This is a genomic window from Solibacillus silvestris (genome assembly GCF_051967575.1).
Lineage (GTDB): Bacteria > Bacillota > Bacilli > Bacillales_A > Planococcaceae > Solibacillus > Solibacillus silvestris_B.
The window spans coordinates 1-14,842 of the sequence record NZ_JBQCJW010000015.1 but is presented as its reverse complement, the minus strand read 5'-3'; the positions used below and the strand labels follow the sequence as shown (position 1 = coordinate 14,842).

Genomic DNA, 14,842 nt, shown 5'->3' with positions numbered 1-14,842 from the left:
ACGATATTATTTTATAACTTGATAAACGTATGTACCCATGTGACATTATAAGATTTTTATACCTTTCAATGTTACATATTATGAGTTGACCTATTCCCGCAACAAAAAACCTCTTAACAATTGCTTACAGTTAAGAGGTTAAAACTTTAATTGATTATATACTGCTATTCACTCATGTTAGCCAAAGCCGCTTACGACTTCACATTCACGCCTAAAATATCATTCTCTTCCAGGAACTTCGTGTTGAATTTCGCAGATTTGAATACGTCGTTGTTCATTAAAGCTTGGTGGAATGGAATTGTAGTGTTAATTCCCGGTCCTGCTACTTCGAACTCAGACAATGCGCGATTCATTTTCGCGATCGCTTCTTCACGTGTGTCCGCATGAACGATTAGTTTCGCCACCATGGAATCATAATATGGCGGGATTGTATAGCCTGCATATACAGCAGAGTCGATACGTACACCGTAACCGCCCGGAACGACATAAGTATCTACCGTGCCAGCTGAAGGCATGAAGTTTTTGTATGCATTTTCCGCGTTGATGCGGCACTCGATTGCCCAGCCATTGATTTTAATATCTTCTTGCTTGAATGGAAGCTTCTCGCCGGAAGCGATTTTTAATTGCTGTTGCACTAGGTCAACACCCGTAATCATTTCTGTTACAGGGTGTTCCACTTGGATACGTGTATTCATTTCCATGAAGTAGAATTTATCTTCCTGGTAATCATAGATGAATTCGATTGTACCTGCACCTTCATAATTACAAGCAACCGCTGCTTTTACAGCGGCTTCACCCATTTGGGCACGTCGCTCTTCAGATAGTGCCGGAGATGGCGCTTCTTCCACTAGTTTTTGCATGCGGCGCTGTACTGTACAGTCACGTTCGCCAAGGTGGACAACATTGCCATGGCTATCAGCTAATATTTGAATCTCGCAATGACGGAAATACTCGATGAATTTCTCCAAGTAAACACCTGGATTGCCGAATGCTGCTGCTGCTTCTTTTTGAGTAATTTCGATCCCTTTTACAAGATCTTCTTCTGTGCGTGCAACACGGATTCCTTTACCGCCACCGCCAGCAGTAGCTTTGATGATGACAGGGTAACCGATTTTTGCCGCCCATTCTTTCCCTGTTTCGATATCCGGCACAATGCCAGTACCAGGAACTAGAGGAACGTTTGCAGCTTCCATTGTATCACGTGCAACGTCCTTAATCCCCATAATTTTAATGGCATCCGAAGAAGGACCGATAAATTTAATGCCCGCGTTTTCACAAGCTTCTGCAAATGCTGCGTTTTCCGCTAAAAACCCGTAACCTGGATGGATACCGTCAGCACCTGTTTTTTGTGCTACCCCTAAAACAGCCGGGAAACTTAAATACGAATCTTTAGATAGTTTTGGACCGATGCAATATGCCTCATCAGCTAATCTTACATGCAACGCTTCAGCGTCCGCTTCAGAATATACTGCCACCGTTTGAATACCTAGCTCTTTACATGCACGAATAATACGCACTGCAATTTCGCCTCGGTTTGCGATTAATACTTTTTTCATTTGTATATACGCTCCTTATTCAGCTTTTACTAAGAATAATGGTTGACCGTACTCTACTAATTGGCCATCTTGCACTAAAATTTCTACAATTTCACCTTTAATTTCAGCTTCGATTTCGTTGAATAACTTCATCGCTTCTACGATACATACGATTGTTTCATCGCCCACTTTATCGCCTACTTTTACATAAGGAGCAGATTCTGGGTTAGGAGCTTGATAGAATGTACCAACCATTGGAGACGTAATTTTATGTAAATCTGCTGTATTTTCTGCTGGTGCTGCTGGTGCTTCTACTTTAGGAGCTGGAGTTGGTGCTGGTGCCGCTGCTACAGGTGCAGGTGCAGCAGCTGGTGCTGTTTCCACAACTTTTTTAGGAGCTACTACTTCCGTTACACCATTCTTTTTCTTTAGTTTAACTTTTGCGCCATCAGCTTCATAAACGAACTCGTCGATAGATGATGCATCTACTAGTTTAATAATTTCCCGGATTTCTTGAACTTTGAACATTCTTAACTCTCCCTTTAAAAAAGTGATATCATTACAAACCCTATTTTATAATTTTTCCGATTATTTTGAAATACTTAATTTAAATTTACATAAAAATAGGCATAAAGCAGAACAATTGTATATTAAAACAAAGAATCGATTTAACCTCTGCTATATAACACATTTACACACTTTACATATATATAACGTTCTTTTAATTAAAAGGTTCGAATTTTACGCTAACATTTACATAATCATCTAATTCAGAACGAACAATGTACGTGATTTCATTTGCTTGCTGTTTCGAAACTTCATCTGACATGACCGTCACAGATACTTTTTCATCTTCAATTCGAACGAGCGCGTCAGAATAGCCGATAGACTTGATAAGCATTTCCAGCATTGCTTCCGAAGATTCCAATTTGATTAATTCATCCATTTCATTGAATGCGGCATTCTTTTCTTCCGCAGTAGTTTGATCAGACCCGATTTTTTGTGTTAGCTGCTCCCGAAGCTGGCTCCGTTTATTGCTTTGCTCAAGGCGCACTTCCTGGAAGAGATCGCTTTCCGAATTGACAGGCTGTGTCATATTTTGATTAACGCCTAAAATATCTGTTTCCTCAATTGTATCATCCGAGAAAATCGTTAAAATATTCGGTGTATTATTGCCTTCAAAAATATAAAATACAGAAATTACCGCTACTAAGCTTACTAATGTTAACAACCATACTGTACGCTTTTTCACTTTCACTTATTTTCCTCCTTAATTTGCATTGGAACGACTTGAATTCGATGCGACGGGATTTGAAGAACATGCCCTACTGTTTCCTTTAGCATGATTTTCACGTCGGCATTTTTCGCCCCCTGTGCCACGATAATGACACCCGAAAGCTTTTCTTGTTGTGTCACAGCTAAAAACTGCTTTTCGCTTTGTTGATCATAGTGAAAATAAACTTGAACTTGTCCTACCCCATGAATCTCGCTTAATAAATTTGCAAGCTGTTCCTCATTTGAGCTATAGCTTTCCCCTTCCTCTACTTGTGTTAAAAAGATAAATAAACAAATAATGAATACAACGGCAATGAATATTAAAACAATAGGACGATTCGCTTGATTCTTTTCCACATTATTAAGCGTATGCGCCCCCTTCTCTACGTATAATTCAACATAATGTATGAACAAAAGAACCTGGTTATGCAAACAATGAAAGAATTGTGCTCGTCACGATAAGATACAAAGCGAGCTTCACATATACTTGCCATTGTCTTTCATCCGCAAATACAAGCAAACTGCTCCCTAACAAAATAAACAGAAATAGTTGAATCACGTTTTTCCTCCCGTTGACATTTGCATGAAAAAGATAAATAACAGCACGATAAACATAATGGCAAATCCAAGCAAAAAGGCGACCGCACATAATACGAACAGGCTCTTCCCGACATCATCAAATAAACTGCTCATGCGCATATTCGTAAAAGGCTCGATGATCGCGCCGATTGTTTTAAATAGCAATGCATGCAGCATTAAAATAATTGCCGGGTAAAAGGCAGCCCCCCAAATAATCGTCAAAAATGAAAGCCCGACAAATGTAGAGACGGTCGATTGGGTTTTTTGAAAAAATGATAGCCCTTCGACAATCAAATTTCCGATAAGAGGGATATTTTGTTCAATCAATTTTTTAATAGGAGACTTCAATGCATCATTCAGCTGAATAAAGGCGATTCCGGATAACGTCAAAATTGATGTAAGTGCGACGACCGAAGCGATCATTATGCTTAATATAGAAGAGCGTATAAGTTCTGCGGCTTTCGTAAAGGAAATAGCAGGATATATCTTCGTGCAAATATCGAATAGTAAGGCGAGGACTAGACCAGGTATTAATGCTTTCGTGCTGACAAACAAAATAATTTGTATGAATAAAATGATAATCGGATTCCATGCAATCGCTGTGAAAACGGTTTGAATCGTCAACAACATAAATGTCATAATCGGTAAAATCGCTAAGAAGAAATTTTGCAATAGCGCTATAAGCTCGTACAGCACTACAAAAGCATCGACTACATTTTGCGCAAACACAACGATAAACAAAATGATAAACAACTGTTCAATAATCGCTGTTTCACTCGGCACTAAAGCGAGCAGCAGCAAATACAGCAAAACATATACCGCAACGAGTACTATCGAAAACAGCAATGATTGAAATGGTTCTGTAAATATCGAAAAAAACGTCTCCATCATTGTAGCCTTTCTAATAATTGAATTAGTACTTGAAATTTCGGCTGCAAGAGATTGATCCAATATAACAGCAAAGTCATGCGGATTGATACTGTAACTAATGTAGCGAATGCTTCATACTCCATTTGTTCCAATAAGCGACAAATGGTTTCGCTAAGCAAAAATAGGAATGCCGTAAAGAGAAGCCCTTTACTGTATGGAACGCTGTTAAAAATAACCGCAAGACGCTGCCAAAGCGGAATAAGTTGCTCATAAACGATAAATTGAAAAAAAATAAAAAAAGCGATGACGACAATAATATTGTGCAGCTTGTCCATTGTCTGCCTTAAAAATAAAAACAACACTAAATAAATGATACTTGCGAATAAGGCAATCATTTAGCTAGACGGCTGTCAACCATTGAAAAAAAACGACAATCTCTTGAAAGAACAAGCGCAAAAATCGGATTAATTCAATCGTCATATATAAATACGCAATGAAAAACAAGAAAAATGAAAACTCTTTTTTTCCTAGATGCTCAAAAAATAAATGAAGAAGTGCAATTATTAACCCGATCCCTGCAACGCGAAGCACATCTTGTAATTCCAATAAAGCCCTCCTTCCTTACCGAAACTATATGCAGTACATGCTTGAATAAGCACTAAAAAAGCTGACGAGAAAGTTTTTGCTTTTTCCCGTCAGCTTCTAGATCTTTATTTATATAGATGATCGATAATATCTTTTACCGATGCCTCTCTTGCTAAATAACTATTTTCCCCCATCCATAAGGACATATATTCGGGTTTGTTCTGATTTGCGCTTTCTTTTCGAATATGTAATGTTAAATAATGTTGTATCGGATATGGTGCGACTTCGGCTTCTTTTAATTGCTCGGTAAATTTGTTTTTTAGTCCACGCGCATACTTGCCTGTAAATGCTTTTGTTATTGTCGTTGCTTCTTGCTCGGAATTTAAAATCGCGTTTTTATGCGTTTTTGTCGCTTCGCATTCGTAAGCAGTTAATAAGACTGTTCCGATTTGTACATACGCTGCGCCTGATTCGAGCATTTCCGTTACATGTTCCGCTGTCATAATACCGCCCGCAGCAATGATAGGAATCGATACTTTTCCGTGAACCGCTTTCACAAGATCGGCTGTAGAGACAAGTTCGACCGGCTCGGTAAATGACCCGCGATGCCCGCCAGCCTCTCCTCCTTGCACTACGACTGCATCAAGTCCCGCCTTTTCAACAGCAGCCACTTCTTCCACTGTTGTTGCAGTTCCGATTAAATACACATTATGCTGCTTCAATTTTGCAATCGTTTCGTTATCGGGTATTCCAAATGTAAAAGAGGCAATTTTCACCCCTTCATCAATAATCGCCTGCACTTGTCCATCGAAAACTTCTGTCGAGATAACCCGCTGTGTATTCGGTATGCCTAATTCTTCGTAAAATGGCTGTAATGCTACACGGGCATTTTGCAATACATTAATATCGATTCTTGGTTCTTCCTGTATAAACAAATTCACACTAAAAGGTTTTTTCGTTAATGATTTCACCTCTTGGATAAATTCCTTCGTTTCCGCACCATTTAAATAGCCTGCTCCAATCGATCCTAAAGCGCCTGCCTCACAACATGCCGCAACAAATGCCGGTGTTGTAATTCCTGCCATTGGTGCTTGAATGATTGGTTTTTCAATCGCAAATTTTGACCTCATAAACGATTCACTCCTTTCTTTAATTATACCGTCAACATCCTTATTTGGCTATAATTTGTAATAGTTTTCATTTACTGCTATTACATATGAACGCATTTTGAGTTTTTCCCCACAAAAAAGACAGGAATATTGTATTTCCGCAATATCCCTGTCTTTATTTTATGAAGGGGCGTTTTCCCTTGCCGCTTATTTATTATGCGCGAGAAACGTAAGTGCCTTCATCTGTATTAATGATCAATTTATCGCCTTGGTTGACGAAGAATGGCACGTTTACCATTAAGCCAGTTTGCATTTTAGCAGGCTTTGAACCACCTGAAGCTGTATCCCCTTTAATGCCTGGCTCTGTTTCAGCCACTTCCAAAATTACCGTGTTTGGTAATTCGATCCCTAACATTTCGCCTTGATATGTTTGGATATGAACTTCCATGTTTTCTAATAAGTAGTACAGCTCGTCTTCGATTTGAGCAGCTGTTAAAGTTGTTTGGTCATATGACTCCATGTCCATGAATACATGCTCATCGCCTTGTGCATACAAATATTGCATTTTGCGGTTTTCGATCATCGCTTTTTCTACTTTTTCACCAGCGCGGAATGTTTTTTCCGTCACGTTGCCATTACGCAAATTACGTAATTTCGAACGCACGAATGCAGCACCCTTACCTGGTTTTACGTGTTGGAATTCTAGTACGCGGAATAAGTTGCCATCAACGATGATTGTTAAACCTGTACGGAAATCGTTTACTGAAATCATGAATTATTTCCTCCAAATTATAAAATGATTAATTCTTTTGTCGAATGTGTTAGTACTTCATTACCCGTTTTTGTGATTAAAATATCGTCCTCAATTCGAACGCCGCCAATTCCAGGAATGTAGACGCCCGGTTCAATTGTTACAACCATATTTGGCTCCAGCACAGTTTCAGAACGGAATGATAATCCAGGTCCTTCATGCACTTCCAAACCGATACCATGACCTGTAGAGTGACCAAATGCATCGCCTAAGCCTTTAGATTTCAAATAATCGCGTGCTACTGCATCTGCTTCGATCCCTGTCATGCCTGGACCAACTTTTTCAAGCGCTAGAAGCTGAGATTCAAGCACAGCATTGTACATTTCCACTAACTTCCCTGAAGGTTGTCCTACAGCGATTGTACGTGTTATGTCCGAAATGTATCCATTATAGTAAGCACCAAAATCAAGTGTTACAAAATCGCCCTTTTCAATGATTTTGCTTGTCGCAACACCGTGCGGCAATGCCGAACGCAAACCACTTGCGACAATAATATCAAAAGAAGAGCTTGCAGCACCTTGTTTACGCATGAAAAATTCTAATTCATTCGATACATCAAGCTCTGTTACACCTGGCTTGATGAAATTTAAAATATGTGTAAATGCATTGTCTGCAATTTCACATGCAACCTTAATAATATTAATCTCTTCTTCAGTCTTAATCAAGCGAATTTTTTCGATTAAGCCTGAAACCGGGACGAAATCAACGTTCACTGTTGATTTGTATACTTCATATGTACCAAAATGCATTGCATCCTTTTCGAAACCTAATGTTTTCACGCCCATTAATGCAACTTGCTTCGCCACTTCTTCAAAAATTGTTCCGGTATGCTGGGCAATGCGGAAATCTTTCACTTGTTCCGAAGCTTGCTCTGTGTAACGAAAATCAGTGATGAATACCGCATCATTCTGCGATACGATTGCAACACCGGCCGTGCCTGTAAAACCTGTCATGTAACGACGGTTATATTCGTTTGTAATTAATAACGCTTCCACTTTGTTGTCGATTAATGCTTGACGTAATTTTGTCAGTTTCATACTCATAATCCCCTTTTTATTGTTGTAAAAATTTGCGGATGGCAAGCTCATAGCCAAATGTGCCAAGTCCGCAAATTTGCCCTACACATTGCGCCGCCAGCTTTGATTCATGACGGAATGCTTCACGTGCATGAATATTCGAAATATGTACTTCTATTACAGGTGTATGCACAGAAGCAATCGCATCTCGCAATGCAATGCTCGTATGTGTATATGCACCTGGATTAAAGACAATGCCATCAATATCCGTATCGGCCGCCTCATGTATCCAATCAATGAGGACTCCTTCATGATTCGATTGGCGGAAATCGATAGCCGCATTGAAAGAAGCAGCAAGCCTTTCACAGTTCGATTTTACATCATCCAATGTTTCTGCCCCATATATTTCGGGTTCACGCTTACCTAAACGATTTAAGTTCGGACCATTTAATACAAGTATTTTCATCGGGAGCGCTCCTTTTTCTATACTGTCCCTATTTTATCACAGACTTTTCAGACATCAACTGTTTCGGCTAACGAAACGTTTGCATTCTCATATATCGGGCAGTTTCGACGATAAAGCGCATAACCGTCACAATGAGGATGATAAAAGGAATCGACAGCTTTTTCAGCGACGCCCATTCCAGAGGCAAATCAAGAATTCGCCACTCAATAAGCATTGCGATCGCCAAACCTAAAATAAGCGAAAATGAAAATGGAGGCAGTCTAAACAGCGCCTGTGCGATTAACATTAAAAGTAATGTAAAAACCGCTATGATTAAAAACAATATGACCCATCGTTCAAATGCGCTCCAGTCGAACGATTCAAATTTTTTCAAAAATGATACAGGATGCCAGTTGATGAAATTAAAAAAATGCAAGCCTTTTAAGCTAACCGTTGCAAAAAGCGCCGCGGCCAAAGCCCCAATAAAAATATACACAGCAAAAACTCCTTTTTTGTCCCAGTATTGCCGATTGTAAAAAAACTATTCGAATAGATAGTGCTTTTCTTCAAAATTTAGTACAATATGAAAGTAAAATCTTTGAATGTAGATTAACGAACTCCATTTATCTACAAAATGTGAAGAGACAGAAATATAATAAGAGAGTGGTGTACGTAAAAGTGAGTAATAATGCGCCAGTTTATGGTGGGCAAGCGCTTTTGGAAGGTGTCATGTTCACTGGTCAGGATCATATGGTAACAGCCATTCGCCGCAATGATAATTCCATTGATTATTTCCACGTAAAAAAAGAGAAAAAGCCAATTTATCAAAAGCTGAAAAAAATCCCATTCGTCCGCGGTGTTGTTGCATTAATGGAATCCGCCAGCTTTGGATCTCGCCATTTACAATTCGCTTCTGATCGCTATGACGTTCCACCAGGTGAAGAAGAGGAAAATGGTGGTGAAGAACCATCAAAGCTAATGATGATTTTAGGTGTGGCCGTTATCGGTATACTATCCTTCTTATTCGGTAAATTCGTCTTTACATTAGTACCGATGTTTTTAGCCGAGTTTTTAAAGCCTTGGTTCCCGGGAAAAACAGTTCAAATTTTCATCGAAACAGGCTTTAAATTAATTTTATTATTAACCTATCTGCAAATTATAACGATGACTCCGCTTATTAAACGGGTGTTCCAATATCATGGGGCAGAGCATAAAGTAATCAACTGTTATGAAGCAGGACTCGACTTAACGGTTGAAAATGTTCAAAAACAATCGCGCCTGCATTACCGCTGCGGATCAAGCTTTATTTTATTCACAGTTATTGTAGGGATGTTTACATACTTCTTTGTTCCCGTTGATCCGCTTTGGGTCCGTTTAGTAAGCAGAATTTTATTGATTCCGGTCGTAATCGGCATTTCATTTGAAGTTTTGCAAGCGACAAATGCAGTACGGGAAATTCCTGTTTTGCGTTACTTAGGCTATCCTGGGTTATGGCTGCAGCTATTAACAACGAAAGAGCCGAAAGATGACATGGTGGAAGTTGCGATTGCGTCTTTCAACAAGCTTCATGAAGTCGAAAAAGACCCGGCAATCGCCAAAACTTTAGCACATGATTAGTTGAATAGTGTAGGGAGTGATGCAAAAAGTATTTTGACTTAGTAGCATCACTCCCTTTTTTGATGGAATTAATATTTAGACTCTCGAAATATTATCGTTGAGTTCCTTATGGTAAAGTGTCATAATATATATAAAATTTCGTGAATTCAACATGAGGAGTTATCAAATGAAAACAATTTTTCAATTTATGAGGCGCTATAAATGGCCGGCCGCGATTGCTTTTTTCCTGATGCTTTTAGAGCTTGCCAGCGATTTAATCCAGCCACTTTTTATGGCGAATATGATTAATGAAGGTTTGCTTGAAGAAAATTTACATAATGTTGCCTTTTGGGGTGGCTGTTTATTTGTTTTAGCACTGTTTTCCTTTTTAAGTGGTGTATTCAACTCCTTTTTCTCCGCACATGTTGCCCATAGCTTCGGCTTCGACTTACGAAAGGCGCTTTATAGTAAAATTCAGTCATTAACGATGGCTACCTACTTAACATTTCCGGCATCCGGGCTTATTACACGCCTGACGAGCGATGTGACGCAAACAATGAATATCGTCTTTATGATGCTGCGAATTGCGATGAAGGCACCATTAATGGCAATCGGTTCCCTCATAATGGCTTTTATCGTCAATGCAAAGCTCGCTCTTATTTTATGTGTGGGCTTTCCGTTTTTACTCGTCTTTCTTGTTTGGATGGTATCGATCGGCATAAAGCTGTTTGCACGTGTTCAACATCGGCTTGACAATGTAAACCGTCAGCTTCAGGAAGGACTGCAAGCCGTTCGTTTGATAAAAGCGTATATGCGGGGGCAATATGAAGAAAGTCGCTTTCACACTATAGCCGAAAACTTAAAGCTCGATACGATTAAAGCAACACGCGTTATGGAAATCGCACTCCCCATCCTGCAATTTGTCATGAATATTAGCTTGCTCGTTGTCATTTGGGTCGGTGCGGATGCGATTCGCGAAAACGAAATTCTTGCCGGTGATTTGGCTGCAATTATTAATTATGCATTCCGAATGACCGCTTCGTTCTCCATGTTCTCATTTATCATTATCGCATATGCACGGGCAAAAGCTTCTGCTGAACGGATTGAAGAGATTTTAGGCGTCAAGGAAGGCACAGAAGAAGTGCGGGAAAGCAATACTGCTCCCCTTCCACAATTCTCGATTCGTTTTGACGATGTATCATTTACCTATCCAAATGCCGCGCAAAAGACGATCCAGAACTTATCGTTCGCTATTTCAAGCGGTGAAAAAATCGCTATTATGGGTGCCACAGGTTCAGGTAAAACAACTATTTTGCAGTTAATCGAGAAATTTTACGAGTCGGATAGCGGCTCGATTTATATTAATGAGCAGAATATAAAGGACATCCCTCTGCAGCAATTGCGTCACTCCATTTCCTATGTGCCGCAGCAATCGCTATTATTTTCCGGAACGATTGTAGACAACTTACGCTGGGGGCAAAAGGATGCGACGCTTGAACAAATTATCGAGGCAACGGAAAAAGCGCAAATCCACCATTCGATTGAAAGTTTTGAAAAGCAATACGATACGATGATTGGACAGCGCGGAATTAATTTATCAGGCGGTCAAAAGCAACGGCTTGCCATTGCACGTGCACTTTTAAAGCCGTCATCGCTGCTCATTCTGGATGATAGTACTTCCGCTTTGGACGTAGCTACCGAGAAAAAATTATGGCAGGGGCTCGATTCAGAGCTATTAACGATGCTTGTTGTTACGCAAAAAATCCAAACGGCACAAACCGCGGACCGCATTTTGCTTATTGATGAAGGTCAGCTCCATGGCTTCGGCACACATGAGGAACTATTGAAAACGAACGATTTGTATGCGAAAATTGTCGCTTCACAGCAGGAGGTGCTTGCGGAATGAAGTTTTTCAACTATGAACCAATCATCACGAAAGAACAAATAAAAAATGCAAGCGGAAAAAAGAAAAAAGGCGAACGTGCCCAAAACTGGACATACACGTTAAAGCGGATACTGGACTTCGTTGCCGAGCAAAAATTGCTTCTTTTTGTTGTTTTGCTGCTTGTTGTCGCAAGCTCCGCCCTTGCTTTGATCGGACCGTTCATTATCGGACGTCTAATTGACCGGTTTATCGATGGCAGCTCACTAACTCAGCTCGACTTGTGGCTGTACGGGCTAGCCGCCGTTTATTTGCTTTACAGTTTGGCAAACTATTTCCAGAACTATTGGATGGTCGGCATTGCTCAGCAAACCGTATTTCGTATTCGGACACAGCTGTACGCCCATTTTTTCAAACTTCCTCTCCGCTTTTTCGACAAGCGGAAGCACGGGGAACTAATGAGCCGCGCGACAAATGATATTGAAACAATAAGCGCCACATTAAACAGTGCCTTCATCCAAGTTGTTTCAAGTATTTTAACTTTGACAGGCACAGTAGCGGTCATGCTTTGGCTGAGTCCTGCGCTGACGCTTATTACGATGATTATCGTGCCGTTAATGTTTTATAGTATGCGCTGGATTACAAAACGGACAAGCTTGTTATTTAAACAACAGCAAGCCGCCATCGGTGAAATGAACGGTTTGATTGAAGAATCAATTACAGGACAGCATGTCGTAAAAGCATTTTCACAGGAAACAGAAATGCTCCGCCAATTTGATGAAAAAAATGAACGCATTCGCACAGTCGGCTTTTGGGCATTGACGTATTCTGGTTTCATCCCAAAAGTCATGAACACATTAAACAGCTTAAGTTTTGCGATTGTCGCATTTGCAGGCGGCCTATTTGCTTACTATGGATACATTTCGGTCGGAACCATTGTTATTTTCACCGAATATGCACGCCAGTTCACCCGGCCTTTAAACGATTTGGCAAATCAGTTCAATACAGTTCTTTCGGCATTGGCTGGTGCCGAACGCGTATTTTTAATTATGGATGAAAAAGAAGACAGCACTGCAGGTGAGCAAGTTGAATTATTCGGAAATGTCCGTTTCCAAAATGTATCTTTCCAATACGATTCAGATGCAAAATCCCCCACTTTATCCGATGTTTCATTTGAAATCAAATCCGGGCAATCGGTAGCATTAATCGGGCAAACAGGTGCTGGTAAAACAACGATTATGCAGCTTTTAACAGGGCTTTATGAAAAAACAGGGGGCAAAATCGTATTTGACGATATGGAAATTGAGGAAATTTCCAAAGCGAGTCTGCGTAGTCAAATGGCGTTCGTGCTGCAAGATCCGTTTCTATTTGAAATGTCGATTAAAGACAATATTAGGTATGGAAAGCTTGATGCGACAGATGAGGAAATTTATGAGGCGGCAAAAAAAGCGAATGCCCATATGTTTATCGAAAAGCTGCCAGACAAGTATGATACGGTTTTAAGCTCTGACGGCAGTCAAATTTCGCAAGGCCAAAAGCAGCTTATTTCGATTGCCAGGGCATTTGTTGCGAATCCTAAAATTTTATTATTGGATGAAGCGACAAGCAGTATCGATACTGTGACGGAGCTTCATATTCAAGAGGCGCTGGAAAACCTGATGGAAAACCGCACAAGCTTTATTATCGCACACCGTTTGAACACAATCCGCAAAGTCGATTATGTCATTGTTTTAAACAAGGGAAAAATTATCGAACAGGGAAAACGAGAACAATTAATTGAAAAACAAGGTATCTTTGGACAAATGCTGAATGTATAGGAAAAAAAGCTGAAGCGCTGTAACACCAAATTAAGCGCTCCACCAATTTTCGAGGAGCTGCACGGACGCCTTGACAAGTTTAAGGCATTATGTATTGCTTTTCTTTAAAATTAAAAATCGCTCATTTTGCTGAATAGGCAAAATGGGCGATTTTTCGTTGCTGCAAATATATACACTATTCTCCGAGTAGTGCTTCGATTTCCGGTTGCTCATCCACTTTCAGAGGCGGATTTTTTAATTGGCGGAAATGTTTGTAGTATTTAACAAGCAAAAATACAAGAACGAAAGAAATTGCCAAAAAGATGGCACCGCTAATATACAATTCCCGGCGCACCGCTTCTGTTGTCGGCAAATCGAGCTCGACTGTTTGATTGGCATAGCAAAATTGGAGAAACGCCAGGAAATTGCTGAAACTATGTAAAAGCATCGGCACGACTATATTTTTTGTTTTTAAGTACGCATAGCCAAGCACACAGCCTAATGCAAATGCAAACACAATATTAATCGGGTTGAGATGAATAATACCGAATATTACCGAAGAAACGACAATACTTTTTTGCGGACTCCATTTCAATGTAAAACGCCGCAGTAAAATCCCTCTAAACAGCAGCTCTTCCCAAATCGGAGCGAGAATACAAATGTTGATGAAAAACAAAATATAAACGATAAGCGGTGTATTAACCGTTTCCATCGTCATGAACTGGAAAAGCTCAATAAATGAACGAATTTGCTCTTCAAATACAAGGTAAAGAATGATCAATAAAATGGATGTCAGCACAACAGTGATCAACTGGAAACAAGCGGTAATGGACAAATACTTTGCCCAACGAGCTTTAGACATAGTTTTATTCATGAACTGTTCGCTGTACGTAAAATTCCATTTTTTCGTTTGCTGTAAAATATACCCCAAGAAGCAAACTGATATAACAAACGTAAGCCATTCTTCGCCTGCCGGTATATTGACAAACAAAAACAAAATAGTACTTGCAATAAATATGAAAATCGCAAATATAACAAAATAACGTAATTTAAAGTTTCTAAGCTGTGAATATTCCATTATTTTGCACCTCCTATTGTAAGAATATCATAATTTTACAAATTTACCCTAAGAAATAAGCATTGAAATTATTGACCTCATTTACTTTATGATTGAAGTAGCTCGTTTCAAAACTTGTCCTAAAATATATTTTCTTCGGTTCATCACTATAACATAGTGTTGATTTCCATTGCGGGTCGGACGCTTTCCTTACCTCCAGTCAAGTGTTTTTAATTAAATTTATGCGAAGAAATTAATTTGTTTTAGCTGGGAGGGGTACCCCTCC

General features: G+C 39.7%; 17 protein-coding genes. 3 read left to right on the top strand and 14 right to left on the bottom strand.

From position 1 onward, the window contains the following. Window positions 1–191 precede the first annotated feature (191 nt). From accC to ACTHOQ_RS10885, 13 genes are all read right to left on the bottom strand, one after another. The gene (gene accC, locus ACTHOQ_RS10945; protein ID WP_440496178.1) at window positions 192–1,556 is read right to left on the bottom strand and encodes an acetyl-CoA carboxylase biotin carboxylase subunit; all 1,365 of its coding nucleotides are present in this window, start codon (window positions 1,554–1,556) and stop codon (window positions 192–194) included. 15 nt (window positions 1,557–1,571) lie between these two features. After that, window positions 1,572–2,063: an acetyl-CoA carboxylase biotin carboxyl carrier protein gene (accB, locus tag ACTHOQ_RS10940; RefSeq protein ID WP_440496176.1), complete on the bottom strand. Its 492-nt coding sequence runs from the start codon at window positions 2,061–2,063 to the stop codon at window positions 1,572–1,574. A gap of 193 nt (window positions 2,064–2,256) precedes the next feature. Then, entirely contained in the window at window positions 2,257–2,793 is a 537-nt protein-coding gene (locus ACTHOQ_RS10935) for a SpoIIIAH-like family protein (RefSeq protein ID WP_440496174.1), read from the bottom strand. Next, entirely contained in the window at window positions 2,790–3,224 is a 435-nt protein-coding gene (locus ACTHOQ_RS10930) for a SpoIIIAG-related protein (RefSeq protein WP_440496173.1), read from the bottom strand. The genes ACTHOQ_RS10935 and ACTHOQ_RS10930 overlap by 4 nt, the downstream gene beginning before the upstream one ends. A gap of 10 nt (window positions 3,225–3,234) precedes the next feature. Continuing rightward, window positions 3,235–3,369 carry a hypothetical protein gene (locus ACTHOQ_RS10925; RefSeq protein WP_440496171.1) on the bottom strand — a complete coding sequence of 45 codons (135 nt, stop codon included), beginning with the start codon at window positions 3,367–3,369 and terminating at the stop codon, window positions 3,235–3,237. Further along, entirely contained in the window at window positions 3,366–4,277 is a 912-nt protein-coding gene (locus ACTHOQ_RS10920) for a stage III sporulation protein AE (RefSeq protein ID WP_440496169.1), read from the bottom strand. Before ACTHOQ_RS10920 ends, ACTHOQ_RS10925 begins: the two co-directional genes overlap by 4 nt. Beyond that, entirely contained in the window at window positions 4,277–4,654 is a 378-nt protein-coding gene (locus tag ACTHOQ_RS10915; protein ID WP_440496168.1) for a pyruvate formate-lyase, read from the bottom strand. The genes ACTHOQ_RS10920 and ACTHOQ_RS10915 overlap by 1 nt, the downstream gene beginning before the upstream one ends. A 4-nt stretch (window positions 4,655–4,658) precedes the next feature. Next, window positions 4,659–4,865: a hypothetical protein gene (locus tag ACTHOQ_RS10910; protein ID WP_008404269.1), complete on the bottom strand. Its 207-nt coding sequence runs from the start codon at window positions 4,863–4,865 to the stop codon at window positions 4,659–4,661. A 104-nt stretch (window positions 4,866–4,969) separates the two neighbouring features. Continuing rightward, window positions 4,970–5,974: an NAD(P)H-dependent flavin oxidoreductase gene (locus ACTHOQ_RS10905; protein WP_440496165.1), complete on the bottom strand. Its 1,005-nt coding sequence runs from the start codon at window positions 5,972–5,974 to the stop codon at window positions 4,970–4,972. Between the two features lie 193 nt (window positions 5,975–6,167). Then, complete coding sequence (gene efp, locus ACTHOQ_RS10900; RefSeq protein WP_440496163.1) at window positions 6,168–6,725, bottom strand: elongation factor P; 558 nt, start codon at window positions 6,723–6,725, stop codon at window positions 6,168–6,170. A gap of 17 nt (window positions 6,726–6,742) precedes the next feature. Beyond that, on the bottom strand, window positions 6,743–7,801 hold the full coding sequence (locus ACTHOQ_RS10895; protein ID WP_440496161.1) for a M24 family metallopeptidase: 1,059 nt from the start codon (window positions 7,799–7,801) through the stop codon (window positions 6,743–6,745). A 16-nt stretch (window positions 7,802–7,817) separates the two neighbouring features. After that, window positions 7,818–8,246: a type II 3-dehydroquinate dehydratase gene (aroQ, locus tag ACTHOQ_RS10890; RefSeq protein WP_440496160.1), complete on the bottom strand. Its 429-nt coding sequence runs from the start codon at window positions 8,244–8,246 to the stop codon at window positions 7,818–7,820. Between the two features lie 67 nt (window positions 8,247–8,313). Beyond that, window positions 8,314–8,721, bottom strand: coding sequence for a DNA helicase (locus ACTHOQ_RS10885; RefSeq protein WP_440496158.1), 408 nt, complete (start codon window positions 8,719–8,721; stop codon window positions 8,314–8,316). A gap of 233 nt (window positions 8,722–8,954) precedes the next feature. Here ACTHOQ_RS10885 and ACTHOQ_RS10880 point away from each other — a divergent pair, with 233 nt between their 5' ends. The 3 genes from ACTHOQ_RS10880 to ACTHOQ_RS10870 all read left to right on the top strand — a co-directional run bounded on the left by ACTHOQ_RS10880 (window position 8,955) and on the right by ACTHOQ_RS10870 (window position 13,520). After that, window positions 8,955–9,842: a DUF1385 domain-containing protein gene (locus ACTHOQ_RS10880; RefSeq protein WP_440496232.1), complete on the top strand. Its 888-nt coding sequence runs from the start codon at window positions 8,955–8,957 to the stop codon at window positions 9,840–9,842. Window positions 9,843–10,008: 166 nt separating this feature from the next. After that, window positions 10,009–11,727, top strand: coding sequence for an ABC transporter ATP-binding protein (locus tag ACTHOQ_RS10875; RefSeq protein ID WP_440496156.1), 1,719 nt, complete (start codon window positions 10,009–10,011; stop codon window positions 11,725–11,727). Further along, the gene (locus ACTHOQ_RS10870; protein ID WP_440496154.1) at window positions 11,724–13,520 is read left to right on the top strand and encodes an ABC transporter ATP-binding protein; all 1,797 of its coding nucleotides are present in this window, start codon (window positions 11,724–11,726) and stop codon (window positions 13,518–13,520) included. Before ACTHOQ_RS10875 ends, ACTHOQ_RS10870 begins: the two co-directional genes overlap by 4 nt. Window positions 13,521–13,695: 175 nt before the next feature. On the opposite strand, the gene ACTHOQ_RS10865 is transcribed toward ACTHOQ_RS10870, so the two are convergent. After that, window positions 13,696–14,577: a CPBP family intramembrane glutamic endopeptidase gene (locus tag ACTHOQ_RS10865; RefSeq protein WP_440496152.1), complete on the bottom strand. Its 882-nt coding sequence runs from the start codon at window positions 14,575–14,577 to the stop codon at window positions 13,696–13,698. Window positions 14,578–14,842 lie beyond the last annotated feature (265 nt).